The following is a 16,518-nucleotide window of genomic DNA, read 5'->3' as shown; positions in this document are numbered from 1 at the left end:
CTGGGATCAGGCGCTCGGTGCGGCCACCAGGCCGAATTCGCCGTCGCCCGCGAGCAGGGCGTGGTGCGGGAGCACGCGCACGGTGTATCCGACGGCGCCCGACAACGGAACCGGGGTCTCGACGGTGAACGCCTGCGTTCCCGCGTCCGAGCCTTCGCGACCACCGGGCGTCATCGCGAAGATGACGACATCGGACAGATCGTCCTCGGGTGACACCCGTCCGAGGACCGCCTGCACGACAACGTCGGTCGCGGCAAGGCCGCCGAGTTCGACCCACGCGGTCAGCGCCAGCTTCGCGCCGATCACCGGGGTATCGGGCAACCCGGCGCTGTCGACCTGCACCACCCGGACCGACGGCCACGCCGCTTCCACCTTGCGCCGGAACGCGGCGACTTCCTCGGCGCCGCCGAACTCGTCGTCGAGCGCACGGTGCAACGCACGCGCGGCGGGTGCGTAGTACTCGACCGCGTAATCGCGAACCATCCGCGAGGCCAACACCTTCGGGCCGAGGGTCTGCAAGGTGTGCCGAACCATTTCCACCCAACGCACCGGCATCCCGTTCGCGTCGCGGTCGTAGAAGCGCGGTGCCACGGTCCGTTCGACGAGTTCGTAGAGCGCGTTGGCCTCCAGGTCGTCGCGCCGGTGCTCTTCGCGCACGCCGTCGGCGGTCGGGATGGCCCAGCCGTTTTCGCCGTCGAACATCTCGTCCCACCACCCGTCCCGGATCGAGAGATTGAGTCCGCCGTTGAGCGCGGACTTCATGCCGGAGGTGCCGCAGGCTTCCAGTGGACGCAGCGGGTTGTTCAGCCACACATCGCAACCCCAGTACAGGTAGCGGGCCATCGACATGTCGTAGTCGGGAAGGAAGACGATGCGGTGACGAACCTCGGGGTCGTCGGCGAAACGCACGACCTGCTGAATGAGTGCCTTCCCGTCCTCGTCGGCGGGATGGCTCTTGCCCGCGACGACCAACTGGATCGGCTGCCTCGGGTCCAGCAGTGCGGCACGCAGGCGTTGCGGGTCGCGCAACATCAGGGTAAGTCGCTTGTAGGTGGGGACGCGTCGGGCGAACCCGATGGTCAATACGTTCGGATCGAAAACGTCGTCGATCCAACCGAGTTCGGCTTCGGCGGCGCCGCGCTGTAACCAGGACACTCGCAGTCGCCGCCGGATCTCCGCGACAAGCGTGGCGCGCAGGGTATTGCGTACCGACCACAGTTCACCGAGGTCCACCTCGCGCAGCCGTTCCCAGCCCCGCGCCTCCTCCACGAGTTCGGGGCCGACCAATTCGCGTGCCTTGTCGAACCATTCGCGCGCGGCCCAGGTCGGCGCGTGCACGCCGTTGGTGACCGAACCGATCGGCACCTCGGTGGAATCGAAGCCCGGCCACAGTGCGGCGAACATCGAGCGGCTGACCTCACCGTGCAGCTTCGACACCCCGTTGGCCCGCTGCGCCAAGCGCAGACCCATATGCGCCATGTTGAACACCTCGGGGTCGGACTCACGGCCCAACGCGGCGATTCGGTCGACGGAAAGCCCCGGTAACAACGAAGATTCGGACTCACCTGCCGATCCGCCGAAGTACCGACGCACCATCGGCATGGGGAATCGGTCGATACCCGCTGGCACCGGCGTGTGCGTGGTGAACACCGTGCCCGCGCGCACCGCCGCCAGCGCGGTATCGAAATCCACTCCCGTCGCGACGAATTCGCGAATCCGCTCGACACCGAGGAACCCGGCGTGTCCCTCGTTCATGTGGAAAACATCGGGATCGGGCAGTCGGGCCGCGTGCGTATAGGCCCGCACCGCGCGCACACCGCCGATGCCAGCCAAGATTTCCTGCCGAATCCGATGCTCCTGATCGCCGCCATAGAGCCGGTCGGTGATCGCTCGCAACTCGGGGTCGTTCTCCGCGATATCGGAGTCCAACAGCAGCAAGGGCACCCGCCCCACCTGCGCGATCCACACGCGTGCCCGCAGCACTCTGCGATCGGGCATGGCCACATGGATGAGCACCGGCGACCCGTCGGCGGTGAGCAGGCGCAGCGGAAGACCCTGCGGGTCCAAGGCCGGATAGTGCTCGGCCTGCCACCCGTCGGCCGTCAACGACTGCCGGAAATAGCCGGAGCGATACAACAAGCCCACCCCGATCAGCGGCAGGCCGAGATCCGATGCCGCCTTGAGGTGATCACCGGCGAGGATGCCGAGCCCACCCGAATAGTTCGGCAGCACCTCGGTGACTCCGAATTCCATGGAGAAGTACGCGATCGCCCGCACGCCCTCCTGCGCGCGCTGAAACCACCCCGGCGCCGCGAGATAGTCCCGCAGGTTCGCCGCGCCCGCATCCACTCGACCGGCATAGCCCGAGTCCGCCGCCGCCTCGTCCAACCGCCGCGCGGACACCTCCCCCAACATCCGCACCGGGTCGTTGCCCACCGACGCCCACAACGCGGGATCCAACTCCGCGAACAGATCCTGCGTCGGCGGATGCCACGACCACCGCAGATTGGTCGCCAACTCCGCCAGCGCCGTCAACCGCTGCGGCAGGTGGGCGCGAACGGTAAATCGACGCAGAGCCTTCATCGCTAAGAAACTACACGGGCCACACCCAACCCGCCGCGCTCACCCTCACCCACGCTTTCCTACCCTGACCTGGCGTTACGAGGATGTTTCGGCAGCCTTCGCTCGATTTCGTAGATCGAGTAGGGCAACCGCATCCGCCCAGGAGACGCGCGAGGAGAAGGTAATCTTGTTGCGTGGCAGACACTCACTACCTCACGGCTGTGCTTACGCCAGACCCGGATGGTGGATTCGTAGCGCAAATCGCCGAACTTCCCGGCGCTATCAGCCAGGGCGAAACGGTGGAAGAGGCGCTGGCCAATGTCCGCGAAGCCGCCGAGCTCTACCTCGAGGACGCGACAGAAGAAGAGTTCGCCGCACTATCGGCGCACCCCGTGACGGCGCCGGTGCAAGTGAACGTTGCATGACCCGCCTTCCGGTCGTCACCGGAGCGCAGGCAATCAAAGTCCTCGAACAGATCGGATTCGCGCACGTCCGAACGAAGGGAAGCCACGCCATTCTGCGCAATGGTGACACCGGACTCGGTGTCACCATTCCGCTGCACAAACCGCTGAAACGTGGCACCTTGGCGGCTGTTTTGCGGCAAGCGGGCATCGACCAGGAAGACTTCGCCGCACGTTTATGAATTCGTTCAGGAAGCGGGCAGCACGCGCAGGGTTGCCGCCGAGGCGGTAGGGCTGGTGATGCTGTCGACGATCGATCCCGCGTAGCGGTGGTACTTCTCGCGGTAGGCGGCGTCGATGCGGCGGGTCAGTTGGGGTGAGCCGGTGGCATCGACGGTCACGAATTCCACGTCGCGGTCGACGTCGTCGGTGCTCAGGTGTCCCTGCATCCGGTCGCCGGTCCCCCGGTACCACCGTCCGTCGACGCCGTTGACCGACCGAATGTACACGTCGCCGCCGTCGACAACACCCCAGACGACGACGGGTGGGCGCATCGTGCCGTCGGCGCGCGCGGTGGCGATGTTCAACTCGTCCTCCGTCGCGATGCTGGTCCGATCATCGCTGTTCCACTCATCCATCGGCGCATTCCTTCCTGTGCGATCCGGCAGGACAACTCGCGGTGGACATGCCCGCGCACGTCCGGGTCAAACCTGACCAGCGAAACCTGAGCGGCGCACGCGCTGATCTCATGAACACCCGTCCCGCCCGGTAGGTTGGTCGCGTGACCGGCCGCATCGCTATCGATGACACCGCACCGTGCCTCGCAGGCGGTCGACCCGCCAAGGCCGTCGTCGGTGAGGTGTTCCCGGTGCGTGCCGTGGTCTGGCGGGAAGGCCACGACGCGGTCGCGGCGACACTGGCGGTCCGCGCGCCCGGTGCCGCGCGGCCGACGCGGATCCGGATGTCCCCGGATTACGAGCCGGACGTCTTCAACGCGACCTTCACCCCGCACACGCCGGGCACATGGACCTTCCGCATCGAAGGATGGAGCGACCCGGTCGCGACGTGGCGCTCGGCGGTCGAGGCCAAACTCGCCGTCGGACAGTCGGCCGCCGACCTGGCCAACGACCTGGAACACGGTGCGCGCCTGCTCGAACGCGCCGCACAGGCGGTACCGAAGAAGCAGTTCGAGCGACTGCGCGCCGCAGCGGCCGCCCTGCGGGCCGACGGACAACTACCCGCACGCGTGGCGCCCGCGTTCACCGACGAGATCGCCGAGATCCTGCGCGCCGCACCGTTGCGCGACCTGCTCACCAGGGGCAGGCAGCACACCGTGGTCGTGGAACGCCCCCGCGCGCTCTACGGCTCCTGGTACGAGTTCTTTCCCCGCTCCACCGGCGGATGGGACGCCGAAGGCAAACCGGCGCACGGCACCTTCGCCACCGCGACCAAGGAATTGCCGAGGATCGCCGACATGGGGTTCGACGTGGTGTACCTGCCACCGATCCACCCGATCGGCACGGTCAACCGCAAGGGCCGTGACAACGCGCTCGTCGCCACCGGCGACGATGTCGGCTCGCCGTGGGCGATCGGCTCCGCCGATGGCGGCCACGACGCGATCCATCCACAGCTCGGCAACGAAGCTGATTTCGCCGAATTCGTTTCCGCCGCAGCCGAACACGGACTGGAAGTCGCCATCGATCTGGCCCTGCAATGCGCGCCGGACCACCCGTGGGTCATCGACCATCCCGAATGGTTCACCACCCTGCCCGACGGCACCATCGCCTTCGCGGAGAACCCGCCGAAGAAGTATCAGGACATCTACCCGATCGACTTCGACAACGACCCCGACGGTCTCTACGCGGAGGTGCTGCGCGTGGTGCGGCACTGGATCAGCTTGGGTGTCAAGATCTTCCGAGTGGACAACCCACACACCAAACCCGCGGACTTCTGGGAGTGGTTGATCACCACGGTGCGCAACACCGACCCGGACGTGATCATGTTGTCGGAGGCCTTCACCGTCCCCGCCCGCCTCTACGGCCTCGCACGCCGCGGATTCAGCCAGTCCTACACGTATTTCACCTGGCGGGTGACGAAGTGGGAACTCACCGACTTCGGCAACGAGCTCGCCGCCAAGGCCGACGAGGCGCGGCCGAACCTGTTCGTCAACACCCCGGACATCCTGCACGAGAGCTTGCAACACGGCGGGCCAGGCATGTTCGCGATCCGCGCGGTGCTCGCCGCCACACTGGCACCGACATGGGGGGTGTACTCCGGCTTCGAATTGTTCGAACACGAAGCCGTGCGAGCGGGCAGCGAGGAATACCTGCACTCGGAGAAGTACGAGCTGCGGCCGCGCCGCTACGACGAAGCGCTGGCACGTGGTGAATCGTTGGCGCCGTGGATCACTCGGCTCAACGAGATCCGGCGCGCGCACCCCGCCCTCCGTCAGCTGCGCTGCCTGCACTTCCACCACATCGACAACGACGCCATGCTCGCGTATTCGAAGATCGATCCGGCCAGCGGCGACGCGGTACTCATGGTGGTCAACCTCAACCCGTTCGCCACCGAATGGGGCATGCTCTCGCTCGACCTGCCCGCCATCGGCAGGCAATGGCACGACCATCCGGTGGTGCGTGACGAGATCACCGGCGAGCAATACCACTGGAGCCAAACGAATTACGTTCGCCTCGACCCCGCACACGCGGTCGCACACGTTCTCACCCTGCCTCCCGTCGCCCAACCGACACGCACCGAACTCGCCTACCGCAGGACCCTGCGGTGAATCGCCGAGACCTACTGTTGCTCGCCGCGGGAACACATACCGACCCGCATACCGTCCTCGGTGCGCATCCGGCATCCGACGGCACCACCGTGCGGGTGCTACGCCCCTACGCGGAATCGGTGTTCGCCAAAGTCGGCGACACCGAGCATCCGTTGAAGTCGTTGGGGCACGGCATCTTCGCCGCGACACTGCCCTACCCCGAGGTGATGGACTACCGGATCGTCACCACCTATCCCGGCGGGCAGACCGTGATCGGCGCCGACGGCTACCACTTCCTGCCCACCGTCGGCGAATTCGACCTCCACCTGATCGGCGAGGGCACCCACCAACGACTGTGGGAAGTGCTCGGCGCGCACCCCCGCCACTACACCACCCTCGACGGCGACGTCTTCGGTACCTCGTTCGCGGTGTGGGCGCCTGGCGCCAGAGGAGTCACCGTCTTCGGCGACTTCGACAACTGGAGCGGCGCGGCCGCGCCGATGCGTGCGCTCGGGTCGTCGGGGGTATGGGAGGTTTTCGTCCCCGGCGTTGCCCCCGGCACCAAGTACAAGTACCGCGTGCACTGCGCCGACGGCAGGACCGTCGACCATGCCGACCCGTTGGCCTTCGCCACGGAGGTCCCACCCGCCACCGCCTCGATCGTCGCCCACAGCGCCCACCACTGGCGCGACGGGCAATGGCTGGAACGTCGCGCGAACACCGATCCCACGCAGGCACCGATGAGCGTCTACGAGGTGCATCTCGATTCGTGGCGGTCGGGCCTCGCGTACCGCGAAATCGCCGACCAGCTCGCCGAATACGTGCGTGCGGCCGGATTCACCCACATCGAACTCCTACCGGTCGCCGAACATCCCTTCGGCGGATCGTGGGGTTACCAGGTCACCTCGTATTACGCCCCCACCGCGCGCTTCGGCTCCCCCGACGACTTCCGCGCCTTCGTCGACCGCATGCACGCCGCGGGCATCGGCGTGCTGTTGGACTGGGTGCCCGCGCACTTCCCGCGCGACGAATGGGCGCTGGCCCGCTTCGACGGCACCCCGCTCTACGAGCACCCCGACCCGCGCCGCGGCGAGCAACTCGACTGGGGCACCTTCGTTTTCGACTTCGGCAGGAACGAGGTGCGCAACTTCCTGGTCGCCAACGCGCGCTATTGGGTCGAGGAGTTCCACATCGACGGCCTGCGCGTCGACGCGGTCGCCTCGATGCTGTACCTGGATTACTCACGCCGGGAAGGCGAGTGGGAACCCAATGTGCACGGCGGTCGCGAAAACCTCGAAGCCGTCGCCTTTTTGCGGGAACTCAACGCCACCGTGCACCGCGAGCACCCCGGCGTGGTGACGATCGCCGAGGAGTCGACCACTTGGCCGGGCGTCACCCGAGGCACCGATGTCGGCGGCCTCGGCTTCACCATGAAATGGAACATGGGGTGGATGCACGACACCCTCGACTTCCTCGCACGCGACCCGATCCACCGCCGCTGGCACCACAACGAGATCACCTTCTCGCTGATGTACGCGTGGAGCGAGAACTATCTGCTGCCGATCAGCCACGACGAAGTGGTGCACGGCAAGGGCACGCTGTGGTCACGAATGCCCGGCGACGATTTCGCGAAAGCCGGTGGGGTACGCGCACTGCTGGCCTACATGTGGGCGCATCCCGGCAAGCAACTGTTGTTCATGGGCCAGGATTTCGGCCAGTCCAGGGAGTGGTCGCACGAACGCGGCCTGGACTGGCGTGAACTGGACAATCCGCTGCACCGCGGCATCAGCACCGAGATCCGCGATCTCAACACGGTCTACCGCGCGCATCCCGCGTTGTGGAGCCAGGACACCGCCCCGGGCGGGTACTCCTGGATCGAGGCGAACGACAGCGCGAATAATGTGCTGTCGTTCCTGCGCTACGGTTCCGACGGCTCGGTGGTGGCGTGCCTGTTCAACTTCTCCGGCACACTGCTGGGCGATTATCGGGTCGGCCTGCCGACGACCGGTCGCTGGCGCGAGATCCTCAATACCGATGCCGCCGAATACGGCGGCTCCGGCGTCGGGAACATGGGTGCGGTCGAGGCCGAGGCGCTGCCGTGGCACGAACGCGCCGCGTCGGCCACGGTCGCGCTGGCACCCAACAGCGCGGTCTGGTTGACGCCGGAAGAATGACCGAGGGACGCGGCTGCTCGTCGGCCGTGCCCACCGAACCCGCGACCTCGGTCGTCGCCGGGCTCGCACCCTTCCAGCGGAATGTCTCGCCGACCCGGCGAAACCGATATTCAACGCCGTCAACCAGGCCGATGTTGGTCGGTCTCCGAACCCAGCGCAGGGTGCGCGGTGTCGACGTATGCGATCGGTGCGCCCGTGATCGCCGCCTCGAGTGCGCGGGTCGGCGCGCAAGCTGCTGCTGATAGTGCCGATGGCGGCCTTCACCCTCGGCAATCTGGCGACCGCCGTTCACAGCGGTGATGTGGTGCATGGCCTGGGTCGTGAGCACGTCGCCTACGAGGATCGGGCGGCGGCTTTGTTGATGGAGGCAGTTCGCGAATGCTTGCCACTCGCTCCGACGGTGCGCTGGAACTCCGATCGAGCGGTGCGCCAGCGTCCGTCAGCTCAGTACAGCGCCGCGGCGAGCTTGCGTCGTGCCGCCACCACGAAAGCCTCGGTCTTGTCGAACAACTCGAACAGTTCCAGCAGCCGGGTGCGCGCCCTGGTGCGTTCCTCGCCCGAGGTGCGCTTGATCAAGCCGATCAGCCGGTCGAAGGCGGCCTCGGGACGCTGTTGCAGCAATTCCAGGTCCGCGGCGTCGAAGGCGGCGTCCACATTGTCGGGCTCGGCGTCGGCGGTCTGCACCGCCGATTCCGGGATCGTCTGCGCCCTACCCATGAAACGCACCTGCCGCAATGCCGACTTGGCTTCCTCGTTGCCGGGCTCGGCCTCGATGATCGCCGCGTACGCTGCTTCGGCACCGGGCAAATCGCCCTGGTCGAGCGCGTTCTCGGCGGCCGTGAATCTCGGGTCCTCGGGTTCGGGTTGTTCGCCCTCCTCCGCCCCTTCGGCGCCGGGAAGTTTCCCGGCCACCGCGTCGACGACGGCGCTCAACCACTGCGTCACCTGCGCTTCCGGTTGTGCGCCTTGGAAATCCGCCAACGGCTGACCGCCCGCGACCGCGACGACGGTCGGGATGCCCTGCACTCCGAACGCCTGCGCGATCCGCATATTCGGCTCGGCCTCGACGGTGGCCAGATCCCACGCGCCGCCGCTCTCGCCGACCAAGCGCTCCAGCAGTCGAACCAGTTCGACGCTGCCGGGGCTGCGCTGCGAATACAGCGCGACGACCACCGGCACCTGCGCGGAGCGGCGCAGGACCTTCGTTTCGAAATCGGCTTCGCCGACCTCGTAGGCCCCGCCCGCAGACGCGGCGCCCGCACCCGCGGGCGGCTGCTTGAGGCTGGACAAATCGACCGCCCCTGACATAGCGGCGGCGGCAGCGGGCGAAGGACGGCGAGCGGCTGGTCGAGTCACGTCTTCCAGTTTGTCACGGCGTCGCGGGCGCCGGGGCTCCGGAGTCCGAAGAATCCGCCCCGGTGGCCTCGCTCAGCTCACCGAGCTTGCCGGTGCGCAGCGCCCAGATCTCGAACACCACCGTGCAGAACGGCGGAATGCTCGACACCAACGCCAACGCCGTCGTCTTGGCGTTCCACCGCAGCTCGCGCGCGGCGAGCAGCGCGCCGATGACGAACAGCACGAAGATGATGCCGTGCGTCATCCCGAACACCTTGACCGGCCACAGCACCGGCTCGGGGAGGCGCTTGAACACCATGCCGACGATCAGCAGAAACCAGGAGATCGCCTCGAGCACCGCGATGAAGCGAAACCGCTTGGCCACGGTGCTCAGGTCGAAGACATTGCCCATGCGCCCCATTGTGCCGGATTCACTACGCGCTGTCGTAGTCGGACGGGTCACACCACTGTCCGGTTCGTCCAAATCATGATCGCCAAGCCCCCAACCAGCGATACCGCGGTCGGTACCGATCATCGACACCGACCGGGGCGCCGCTAGACGGCGTCCGGCCCGCCCGAACCACGACCGCCACGCTCACGACCGGCGACACCGCGGTCGAGTAACGGCCATCAACACTCCCAGGGCGCACACCACTAGACGCGTCCAGCCCGCCCGAATCACGACCGGCACGCTAACGACCGGAGACACCGCGGTCAGGTGACGACCATCGACACCGACCAGGGCACACCACTCGACGACGCCCAGCCCGCCCGAACTACGACCGCCACGCCCCCAACCAGCGACACCGCCGCCGGTAACGATCACCGACACCGACCAGGGAGCGCCGCTAGACGCGAACGATCAGCGCGTCGCCTTGACCACCGCCACCGCACAGCGCCGCGGCACCGATCCCGCCGCCGCGCCGCTTGAGCTCGAATGCCAGGTGCAGCAGGATGCGCGCCCCGGACATGCCGAGCGGATGCCCGATCGCGATCGCGCCACCGTTGACGTTCACCTTCGCGGGATCGATCCCCAGCTTCTTGGTCGAGGCGATGCCCACCGCGGCGAACGCCTCGTTGATCTCGACAAGATCCAGGTCCGACGGCGAGATACCCTCACGCGCACAGGCTTTCGCGATCGCATTGGCTGGCTGATCCTGCAACGACGAGTCGGGACCCGACACCACACCCGCCGCGCCGATCTCGGCGATCCAGCTCGAGCCGAGCTCCTCGGCCTTGGTCTTGCTCATCACCACGACCGCCGCCGCGCCATCGGAAATCTGCGACGCGGTGCCCGCGGTGATGGTGCCGTCCTTGCGGAACGCGGGACGCAGTTTGCTCAGCGACTCGGCCGTGGTGTCGCCACGGATCCCCTCGTCCACCGCGACCAACTGCGGGTCGCCCTTGCGTTGCGGCACCTCGACCGGCACCACTTCCTCGTCGAACAAACCGTTCTTCCATGCCTGCTCCGCGCGCTGATGCGAGGCGGCGGCGAACTCGTCCTGCTCGGCCCTGCTGATCGGCTCGCTGTCGTTGCGCTGTTCGGTCAGCGCACCCATCGGCTGATCGGTGAAGATGTCGTAGAGCCCGTCGAAGGCCATCGAGTCACGCAGCGCCACATCGCCGTATTTGTAACCGCTGCGGCTCTTTTCGAGCAGGTGCGGCGCGTTGGTCATCGACTCCTGGCCACCGGCGACAACTACCTCGTACTCGCCTGCCCGAATCAGCTGATCCGCCAACGCGATCGCGTTGATCCCCGAAAGGCAGACCTTGTTCACTGTGATCGCGGGCACATCCATCGGGATGCCACCGGCGACCGCGGCCTGACGCGCGGGGATCTGACCGGCACCGGCGGTGAGCACCTGTCCCATGATCACGTAGTCGACCTTCTCTGGTGCGACACCGCCACGCTCGAGCGCGGCCTTGATAGCGAAGCCGCCGAGGTCGGACCCGCTGAAATCCTTCAGTCCGCCGAGCAACCGACCGACAGGGGTACGCGCACCGGAGACGATCACGGAAGTGGTCACAACGAGCCTCGCATTCATCTTGCTGCATCTGAAAACGCAGGAATTCCTACCCGAGGGTAACGGGTACGCCCGCGCCGAGTTTCGTCAGGCGCGCTACCGTCGATGGTGTGAGCGCCCCCACCGAACCGTCAGAACTCATCCCCGCGGACTACGTCACCGCCGTCGACCACGTGGGGATCGCCGTCCCCGATCTCGACGCCGCGGTCGCCTGGTACAGCGAGCATCTCGGCATGGTCGAGACCCATCGTGAAGTGAACGACGCGCAAGGCGTGCACGAGGCCATGCTCTCGCTGCCCGCCGCTCCCGATCGCGCGACGGCACTGCAATTGCTCGCGCCGATCGACGAGAGTTCGACCATCGCCAAGTTCATCGATCGCAACGGCCCCGGCCTCCAGCAGTTGGCCTACCGCGTCACCGATCTGGAGGCGGTCTCGGGCCACCTTCGCGCCAAGGGTGTGCGTTTGCTGTACGAGGCTCCTCGGCCCGGAACCGCCGATTCCCGCATCAATTTCATCCATCCGAAGGATGCTGGCGGTGTGCTGATCGAGTTGGTCCAGCCGAGTGTCGAAGTTACGCACTAGTATCAAGATCGGAGCGACAAAACTCGTTCCCATTACATTCCCGGTCGAGTCTCCATCAGCTCGCCGTAGGCTGTAGTTTGTTGGCCATGTCGTCACCTGAGTCCGATCGCAATCGCTTCGTTGCACTGCCCTTCACTGTTGTGCGCAAAGGTTATGCGCAAGACGAGGTACGCAACTACTTCGACCGCTTCGATGCCGAACTAAGGGTCACCGCTACCGACCGGGATGCTGCTGCGGCACAAGCCCGTAACCTCGCGAGTCAACTGGAAGACGCACGCGACGAGATCGATGAACTCCGCAAGGAGGTCGACCGTCTCTCGGTGCCGCCGACCACCGCCGAAGGCATGTCCGACCGCATCTCCAGGATGCTGCGGCTCGCTTCCGACGAAGCCTCCGAGGTTCGCGCGCTCGCACAGGCCGAGGCCGCGGAGATGGTGTCGATCGCGGAGCAGCAGGCCACCGAGATGCGTGGCAAGTACGAGTCGCTGCTCGCGGAGACGAAGGAGAAGCGCGAGGCGCTCGAGATCGAGTTCGAGCAGACTCTCGCTAACGCGCGTACCGAGTCCACCAAGATCATCGAGGCCGCCCAGGCCGAGGCCGACCGTCTCGGTAAGGAAGCCGACGCCAAGCGCAAGGCTACCCAGCAGGACTTCGAGGCCACCATGGCCGACCGTCGCACCAAGCTCACGCGTGCGATGGAAGAACTGGAGGCCACCAGCCGCGCCGAGGCCGCACAGCGGATCAAGGACGCGACCGACGAGTCCAACCGTCTCATCACCTCCGCCACCCAGACCTCCGATCGCAAGATCGCGCACGCGAAGGAACTGGCCGAGGAGATGCGCGTGCTGCGCGGCCGCGTGCTAGCCCAGTTGCTGGGAATTCGCGGACAGCTCGACTCCGTTCCCGCCATGCTCGCCGCCGTCAACCGCGAAAGCGAACTGCTGGACGGCGTTCCCGAGCAGCAGCGCAAGTCGATCGGCGGCAACGAGACCAAGCAGGTCTCCGGTTCGCGGACCAAGGCGATCCAGCAAGAGGTCGCGCAGGCGGACGACGAAGAAGAAGCAGTGGACGAAGAGCGTGAGAACGCCGACGTCAGCTGACGACGGGCGCCCGGCGACACCGTAGTACCCCCAATCACATATCGGACCGAAGGCCGCCCCACATGGGGCGGCCTTCCTAAATTTCCGGGCAGCGCAGCAGTCTCCGGACAGCACAGCGCTTTTCAAGCCGCTCGTCCCGGACACGGAACCGACCAAAGCCCTCGCCCCGACAGTCACCTCCCGCAACGACTCTCGACCGGCGAGACGACATAGATCCGCAGGACGTAGCGGATGATGCGCGTGTGACTACCACCGCCCCGTCGGCCGCCCTCGCAAGCGACTACGCCAATGCATCCAGCAACTGTGGAAGGCCGAAAATCTGGCCCCCACACAGCACGAAACGCGTCGAGGGCTTCCAATACCCGCCCGTCTACTCGACCGGCACAGGCAATCTCCTTGCGAGACTCCGTCGTTCACACTCAATGCCAACGGCCCAGCGAGCCGGACCGGACAACACATCCCACGGGGTCGGCACCAGTAGGGCACACCGACCGACGCTACAACCCGACAATCACCGGCAATCGCAATCGCAATCGCCTTCAACTGACCGCCACGCACGACAAACTCACTGCGGGACTCCGCAGTTCACGATCAACGCCAACGGTCCAACCCAAACAACCGAACAGCCGACCCCGCGTGCTCGGCCACCAGCAGACACCGCCCATCGCCACGACTCGCACAACCAGCGGCAACCGCAACCACCTTCAACTGACCGCCACCCACGACAAACTCACTGCGGGACTCCGCAGTTCACGATCAACGCCAACAACCCGCCCGCAGAACCGGACAACACATCCCACGGGGTCGGCACCAGTCGGGCACACCGACCGACGCTACGACCCTCCTAGTCACCCGCTCGCCACAATCACTTTCAACCGACCGCCAGGCGCAGGCAAACTCCTTGCAGGACTCCGCGGTTCACGATCAACGCAAACGGTCCGCCCGCGCAACCGACAACACATCCACGGACCAGCACCAGCGTGCGCATCGATCGGCGATCAGGCCACTCCGCGACACCACTGCACTGGCGGCCGCGGGCCTCTCGGAACCGGGCTGCTGGCGGTCGAGACCGTTGTGGCGATCGAATAGCCGACTCGCACCCGCGCCACATTCGGACCGCGCCTCACGACCAGCGGCGTGTGATGCCCCGTGTGTGTCGGCCGTTCCAGCAGCCTCGGTGCCAGTGTCGGCGGTCGTCCTCGCCGCCGTAGGTCTCCCACGCGACTACGTGGGCGACTCCGGGAGCGATCTCGTGGTCGCAGCCCGGACAACGATAGGTCTTGGTCGCGCGGCTGCCGGGGATGGTGCGGACCGTATACATCTCGTCACCACCGGGTCCTGACTCCGTGCGCCCGAAGACATCGCTGATCGGGGCGGCACCGAACCGCGCCGCCCTGCTACGGTCCGCACGCGGTTTCCGCCGAGGCATACCCCCACTTTAGGAGTCACGCGAACGTCGAGCACACCCGCGGTCGCCTCGTGACGAGCCGATCAGCACCCGACCGTCCCGCTCACCAACGACGTGCGAGGGCGCAACGTGCACGCAGCAGCCGCACAAATCGCCGTGGTCGGCGCCGCTCGTGCCCGCACTGGCTGCGAGACAAGGGCCGATCGGCGCCGAACGCCGCGCTCCAACGCCGAGAGAGGGTGCCGAACTGCGCACAGCAGCCCCATGAACCGCCGTGGTCGGCCCCGCCATCACCGACGGCGGCGCCCGTCGATCAGCCTGGGGCCGTCGGCTGCGCAGCGCTCCGAGTAGCGCAGGACAACGACTCCGCACAATCGCTAGACCTGCACCCGGCGCTGATCGCGCAACTACGAGCAATGGTGTTGCTCAGAACAGCCGGAATTCGCTGCTCTCCGTGCCGCGCAGGGCGTCGTAATCCAGGACCAGGCAACGGATTCCACGGTCTTCCGCGAGCGTGCGGGCCTGCGGCTTGATCTGTTGGGCGGCGAACACTCCTGCCACCGGGGAGAGCAATGGGTCGCGGTTGAGCAATTCGAGGTAGCGGGTCAGTTGTTCGACGCCGTCGACGCCGCCGCGGCGCTTGATCTCGACCGCGACGGTGGCACCCGTCTCGTCGCGGCACAACAGGTCCACGGGACCGATGGCGGTCATGTACTCCCGTCGGATCAACGAGTAACCCGCGCCGAGGGTATGCACATGCTCGGCCAACAGCTCCTGGAGATGCGCTTCCACACCATCTTTCACCAGCCCGGGGTCAACACCGAGCTCGTGCGAGGAGTCGTGCTCGATCTCCTCGAGGGTGATGCGCAGTTCCTCACCGGCCTTGTTGGTCACCACCCACAGGGCTTTCGCCCCTTCGGGGAGGTCACTATCGCGCTCCTCGAGCCAGCACGGCGGGCTCATCCAGTTCAGCGGCTTGTAGGAGCCGCCGTCGGAATGCACGAGCACCGAGCCATCCGCTTTCATCAATAGCAGGCGGCGAGCCATCGCGAGATGGGCCGTGAGTCGCCCCACGTAGTCGACCTGACAGCGAGCAATCACTAGGCGCACCCCAAGCACTGTAGGGCAGGGCACCCACGTCGCCGACGTCAGCCCATCAGCAAGATCACCGCGAGCAGCACGCTCACGGCCAGCAACCCCCACTCGACCTTCGTCAGTCGCCTCGGTGTGCCAGCACCGGCGCGGATCATGCAGTACCCCACGATCGATCCGATACAGAACGAGACGAGGTGCCCCACGTTGGTGAAGCTCTGCCCCAGCAGTACGCCACCACCGCTGACCAGAAGCCACGAGCCCGACCACGCCCACCGCCATCGCGGCGGCACCGTGGCCACCAGGGCGCCGACCAACGCCATCGCGCCGTAGCTGATCCCGACATCCTCGGCCCACCGAATGCTCGTCGGCAGCCACCCGGCCTCCACCGAAACCCAGAGCCCACCGGCCACCACCAGTGTCGCGCCGATATGACCTGCCAGGAACACGCGGACCAGATGCAGTGCGCCGAACCGCAATTCGGCGAGCGCGAGCAGACAGGCCAACAACGGAATGAGCACCCACGAACCGGCGACATCGCCGATCACCAGTGCACTAGCGAGCAAGGTCGAGACCCGGCCGTCGAGCAGATTGTGCAGATTGGTGCTTGCGTGCAGCACGACCTTCGACTGAGCGGAATCGCTCAGAACGGAGAACACAGTGGACACGACGACAAGAGCACTCAGATACCCCGCGGTCGCGGGCACTCGGAGCCGCCGCAGGCCCAGCCTGCGGGCCGCGCCCTGGTCGGCGGGCGCTGCGGGTTCGACCCGCGTCGTCGTCACAGCCGTGCACACCTCCGTCGTCGAACACTCCAGCACACACCGGATCGGATTTCCGGCATCGAGTGTTCTGACCGTCTGGCTCCATTATCCGGATCGCGGCTGGACGGCAGGTGTCGATTCCCTGAGAAAATCCTGCGAACCACGCACCGGCAGTATTGGACCCGGGAAACGACGAATGCCCCCCGACCGAAGTCGGGGGGCATTCGTGAAAATTGTTCCGGCGGTGTCCTACTCTCCCACACCCTGTCGAGTGCAGTACCATCGGCGCTGGCAGGCTTAGCTTCCGGGT

The 16,518-nt window shown here is 66.5% G+C and carries 14 protein-coding genes and 1 rRNA gene; 6 read left to right on the top strand and 9 right to left on the bottom strand.

Going from position 1 to position 16,518, the window contains the following annotated elements; translation table 11 throughout:
* Positions 1 to 6: 6 nt before the first annotated feature.
* Positions 7 to 2,583 carry an alpha-glucan family phosphorylase gene (glgP, locus tag ABEA50_RS24485; protein ID WP_345498242.1) on the bottom strand — a complete coding sequence of 859 codons (2,577 nt, stop codon included), beginning with the start codon at positions 2,581 to 2,583 and terminating at the stop codon, positions 7 to 9.
* A 173-nt stretch (positions 2,584 to 2,756) separates the two neighbouring features.
* Between glgP and ABEA50_RS24480 the strand changes: the two genes are divergently transcribed.
* Positions 2,757 to 2,987 (top strand): type II toxin-antitoxin system HicB family antitoxin, encoded by a 231-nt coding sequence (locus tag ABEA50_RS24480; protein WP_345498241.1) that lies wholly within the window; start codon positions 2,757 to 2,759, stop codon positions 2,985 to 2,987.
* Entirely contained in the window at positions 2,984 to 3,205 is a 222-nt protein-coding gene (locus ABEA50_RS24475; RefSeq protein ID WP_345498240.1) for a type II toxin-antitoxin system HicA family toxin, read from the top strand. The genes ABEA50_RS24480 and ABEA50_RS24475 overlap by 4 nt, the downstream gene beginning before the upstream one ends.
* A gap of 6 nt (positions 3,206 to 3,211) precedes the next feature.
* Here ABEA50_RS24475 and ABEA50_RS24470 read toward each other — a convergent pair whose 3' ends face one another.
* On the bottom strand, positions 3,212 to 3,601 hold the full coding sequence (locus tag ABEA50_RS24470) for a DUF2255 family protein (RefSeq protein WP_345498239.1): 390 nt from the start codon (positions 3,599 to 3,601) through the stop codon (positions 3,212 to 3,214).
* Between the two features lie 143 nt (positions 3,602 to 3,744).
* Here ABEA50_RS24470 and ABEA50_RS24465 point away from each other — a divergent pair, with 143 nt between their 5' ends.
* Positions 3,745 to 5,748 (top strand): alpha-1,4-glucan--maltose-1-phosphate maltosyltransferase, encoded by a 2,004-nt coding sequence (locus tag ABEA50_RS24465; RefSeq protein ID WP_345498238.1) that lies wholly within the window; start codon positions 3,745 to 3,747, stop codon positions 5,746 to 5,748.
* The gene (glgB, locus tag ABEA50_RS24460) at positions 5,745 to 7,901 is read left to right on the top strand and encodes a 1,4-alpha-glucan branching protein GlgB (protein ID WP_345498236.1); all 2,157 of its coding nucleotides are present in this window, start codon (positions 5,745 to 5,747) and stop codon (positions 7,899 to 7,901) included. The genes ABEA50_RS24465 and glgB overlap by 4 nt, the downstream gene beginning before the upstream one ends.
* A 444-nt stretch (positions 7,902 to 8,345) precedes the next feature.
* Here glgB and ABEA50_RS24455 read toward each other — a convergent pair whose 3' ends face one another.
* The 3 genes from ABEA50_RS24455 to ABEA50_RS24445 all read right to left on the bottom strand — a co-directional run bounded on the left by ABEA50_RS24455 (position 8,346) and on the right by ABEA50_RS24445 (position 11,263).
* On the bottom strand, positions 8,346 to 9,209 hold the full coding sequence (locus ABEA50_RS24455) for a tetratricopeptide repeat protein (RefSeq protein ID WP_345498773.1): 864 nt from the start codon (positions 9,207 to 9,209) through the stop codon (positions 8,346 to 8,348).
* A 61-nt stretch (positions 9,210 to 9,270) separates the two neighbouring features.
* Positions 9,271 to 9,648, bottom strand: coding sequence for a DUF3817 domain-containing protein (locus ABEA50_RS24450; protein ID WP_425577706.1), 378 nt, complete (start codon positions 9,646 to 9,648; stop codon positions 9,271 to 9,273).
* A 436-nt stretch (positions 9,649 to 10,084) separates the two neighbouring features.
* Positions 10,085 to 11,263, bottom strand: a complete 1,179-nt coding sequence (locus ABEA50_RS24445; RefSeq protein ID WP_345498234.1) for an acetyl-CoA C-acetyltransferase — start codon at positions 11,261 to 11,263, stop codon at positions 10,085 to 10,087.
* Positions 11,264 to 11,370: 107 nt separating this feature from the next.
* Between ABEA50_RS24445 and mce the strand changes: the two genes are divergently transcribed.
* Entirely contained in the window at positions 11,371 to 11,844 is a 474-nt protein-coding gene (mce, locus tag ABEA50_RS24440; protein ID WP_345498232.1) for a methylmalonyl-CoA epimerase, read from the top strand.
* Between the two features lie 86 nt (positions 11,845 to 11,930).
* Positions 11,931 to 12,944 (top strand): coiled-coil domain-containing protein, encoded by a 1,014-nt coding sequence (locus tag ABEA50_RS24435; protein WP_345498231.1) that lies wholly within the window; start codon positions 11,931 to 11,933, stop codon positions 12,942 to 12,944.
* 1,123 nt (positions 12,945 to 14,067) lie between these two features.
* Here ABEA50_RS24435 and ABEA50_RS24430 read toward each other — a convergent pair.
* The 4 genes from ABEA50_RS24430 to rrf all read right to left on the bottom strand — a co-directional run.
* A complete protein-coding gene (locus ABEA50_RS24430) occupies positions 14,068 to 14,373 on the bottom strand; it encodes an ATP/GTP-binding protein (RefSeq protein ID WP_345498230.1) in 306 nt (101 codons plus the stop codon).
* A gap of 405 nt (positions 14,374 to 14,778) precedes the next feature.
* Positions 14,779 to 15,462, bottom strand: coding sequence for an endonuclease NucS (gene nucS / locus ABEA50_RS24425; RefSeq protein WP_345498229.1), 684 nt, complete (start codon positions 15,460 to 15,462; stop codon positions 14,779 to 14,781).
* Between the two features lie 38 nt (positions 15,463 to 15,500).
* Positions 15,501 to 16,229, bottom strand: coding sequence for a rhomboid-like protein (locus ABEA50_RS24420; protein WP_345498228.1), 729 nt, complete (start codon positions 16,227 to 16,229; stop codon positions 15,501 to 15,503).
* A 215-nt stretch (positions 16,230 to 16,444) separates the two neighbouring features.
* Positions 16,445 to 16,518: ribosomal RNA gene (rrf, locus tag ABEA50_RS31040) — 5S ribosomal RNA — on the bottom strand; the annotation flags it as partial.

This window comes from Nocardia callitridis (assembly GCF_039543305.1).
GTDB lineage: Bacteria > Actinomycetota > Actinomycetes > Mycobacteriales > Mycobacteriaceae > Nocardia > Nocardia callitridis.
The sequence above is the reverse complement of the archived record's forward strand: the minus strand, read 5'-3'. Positions and strand labels throughout refer to the sequence as shown.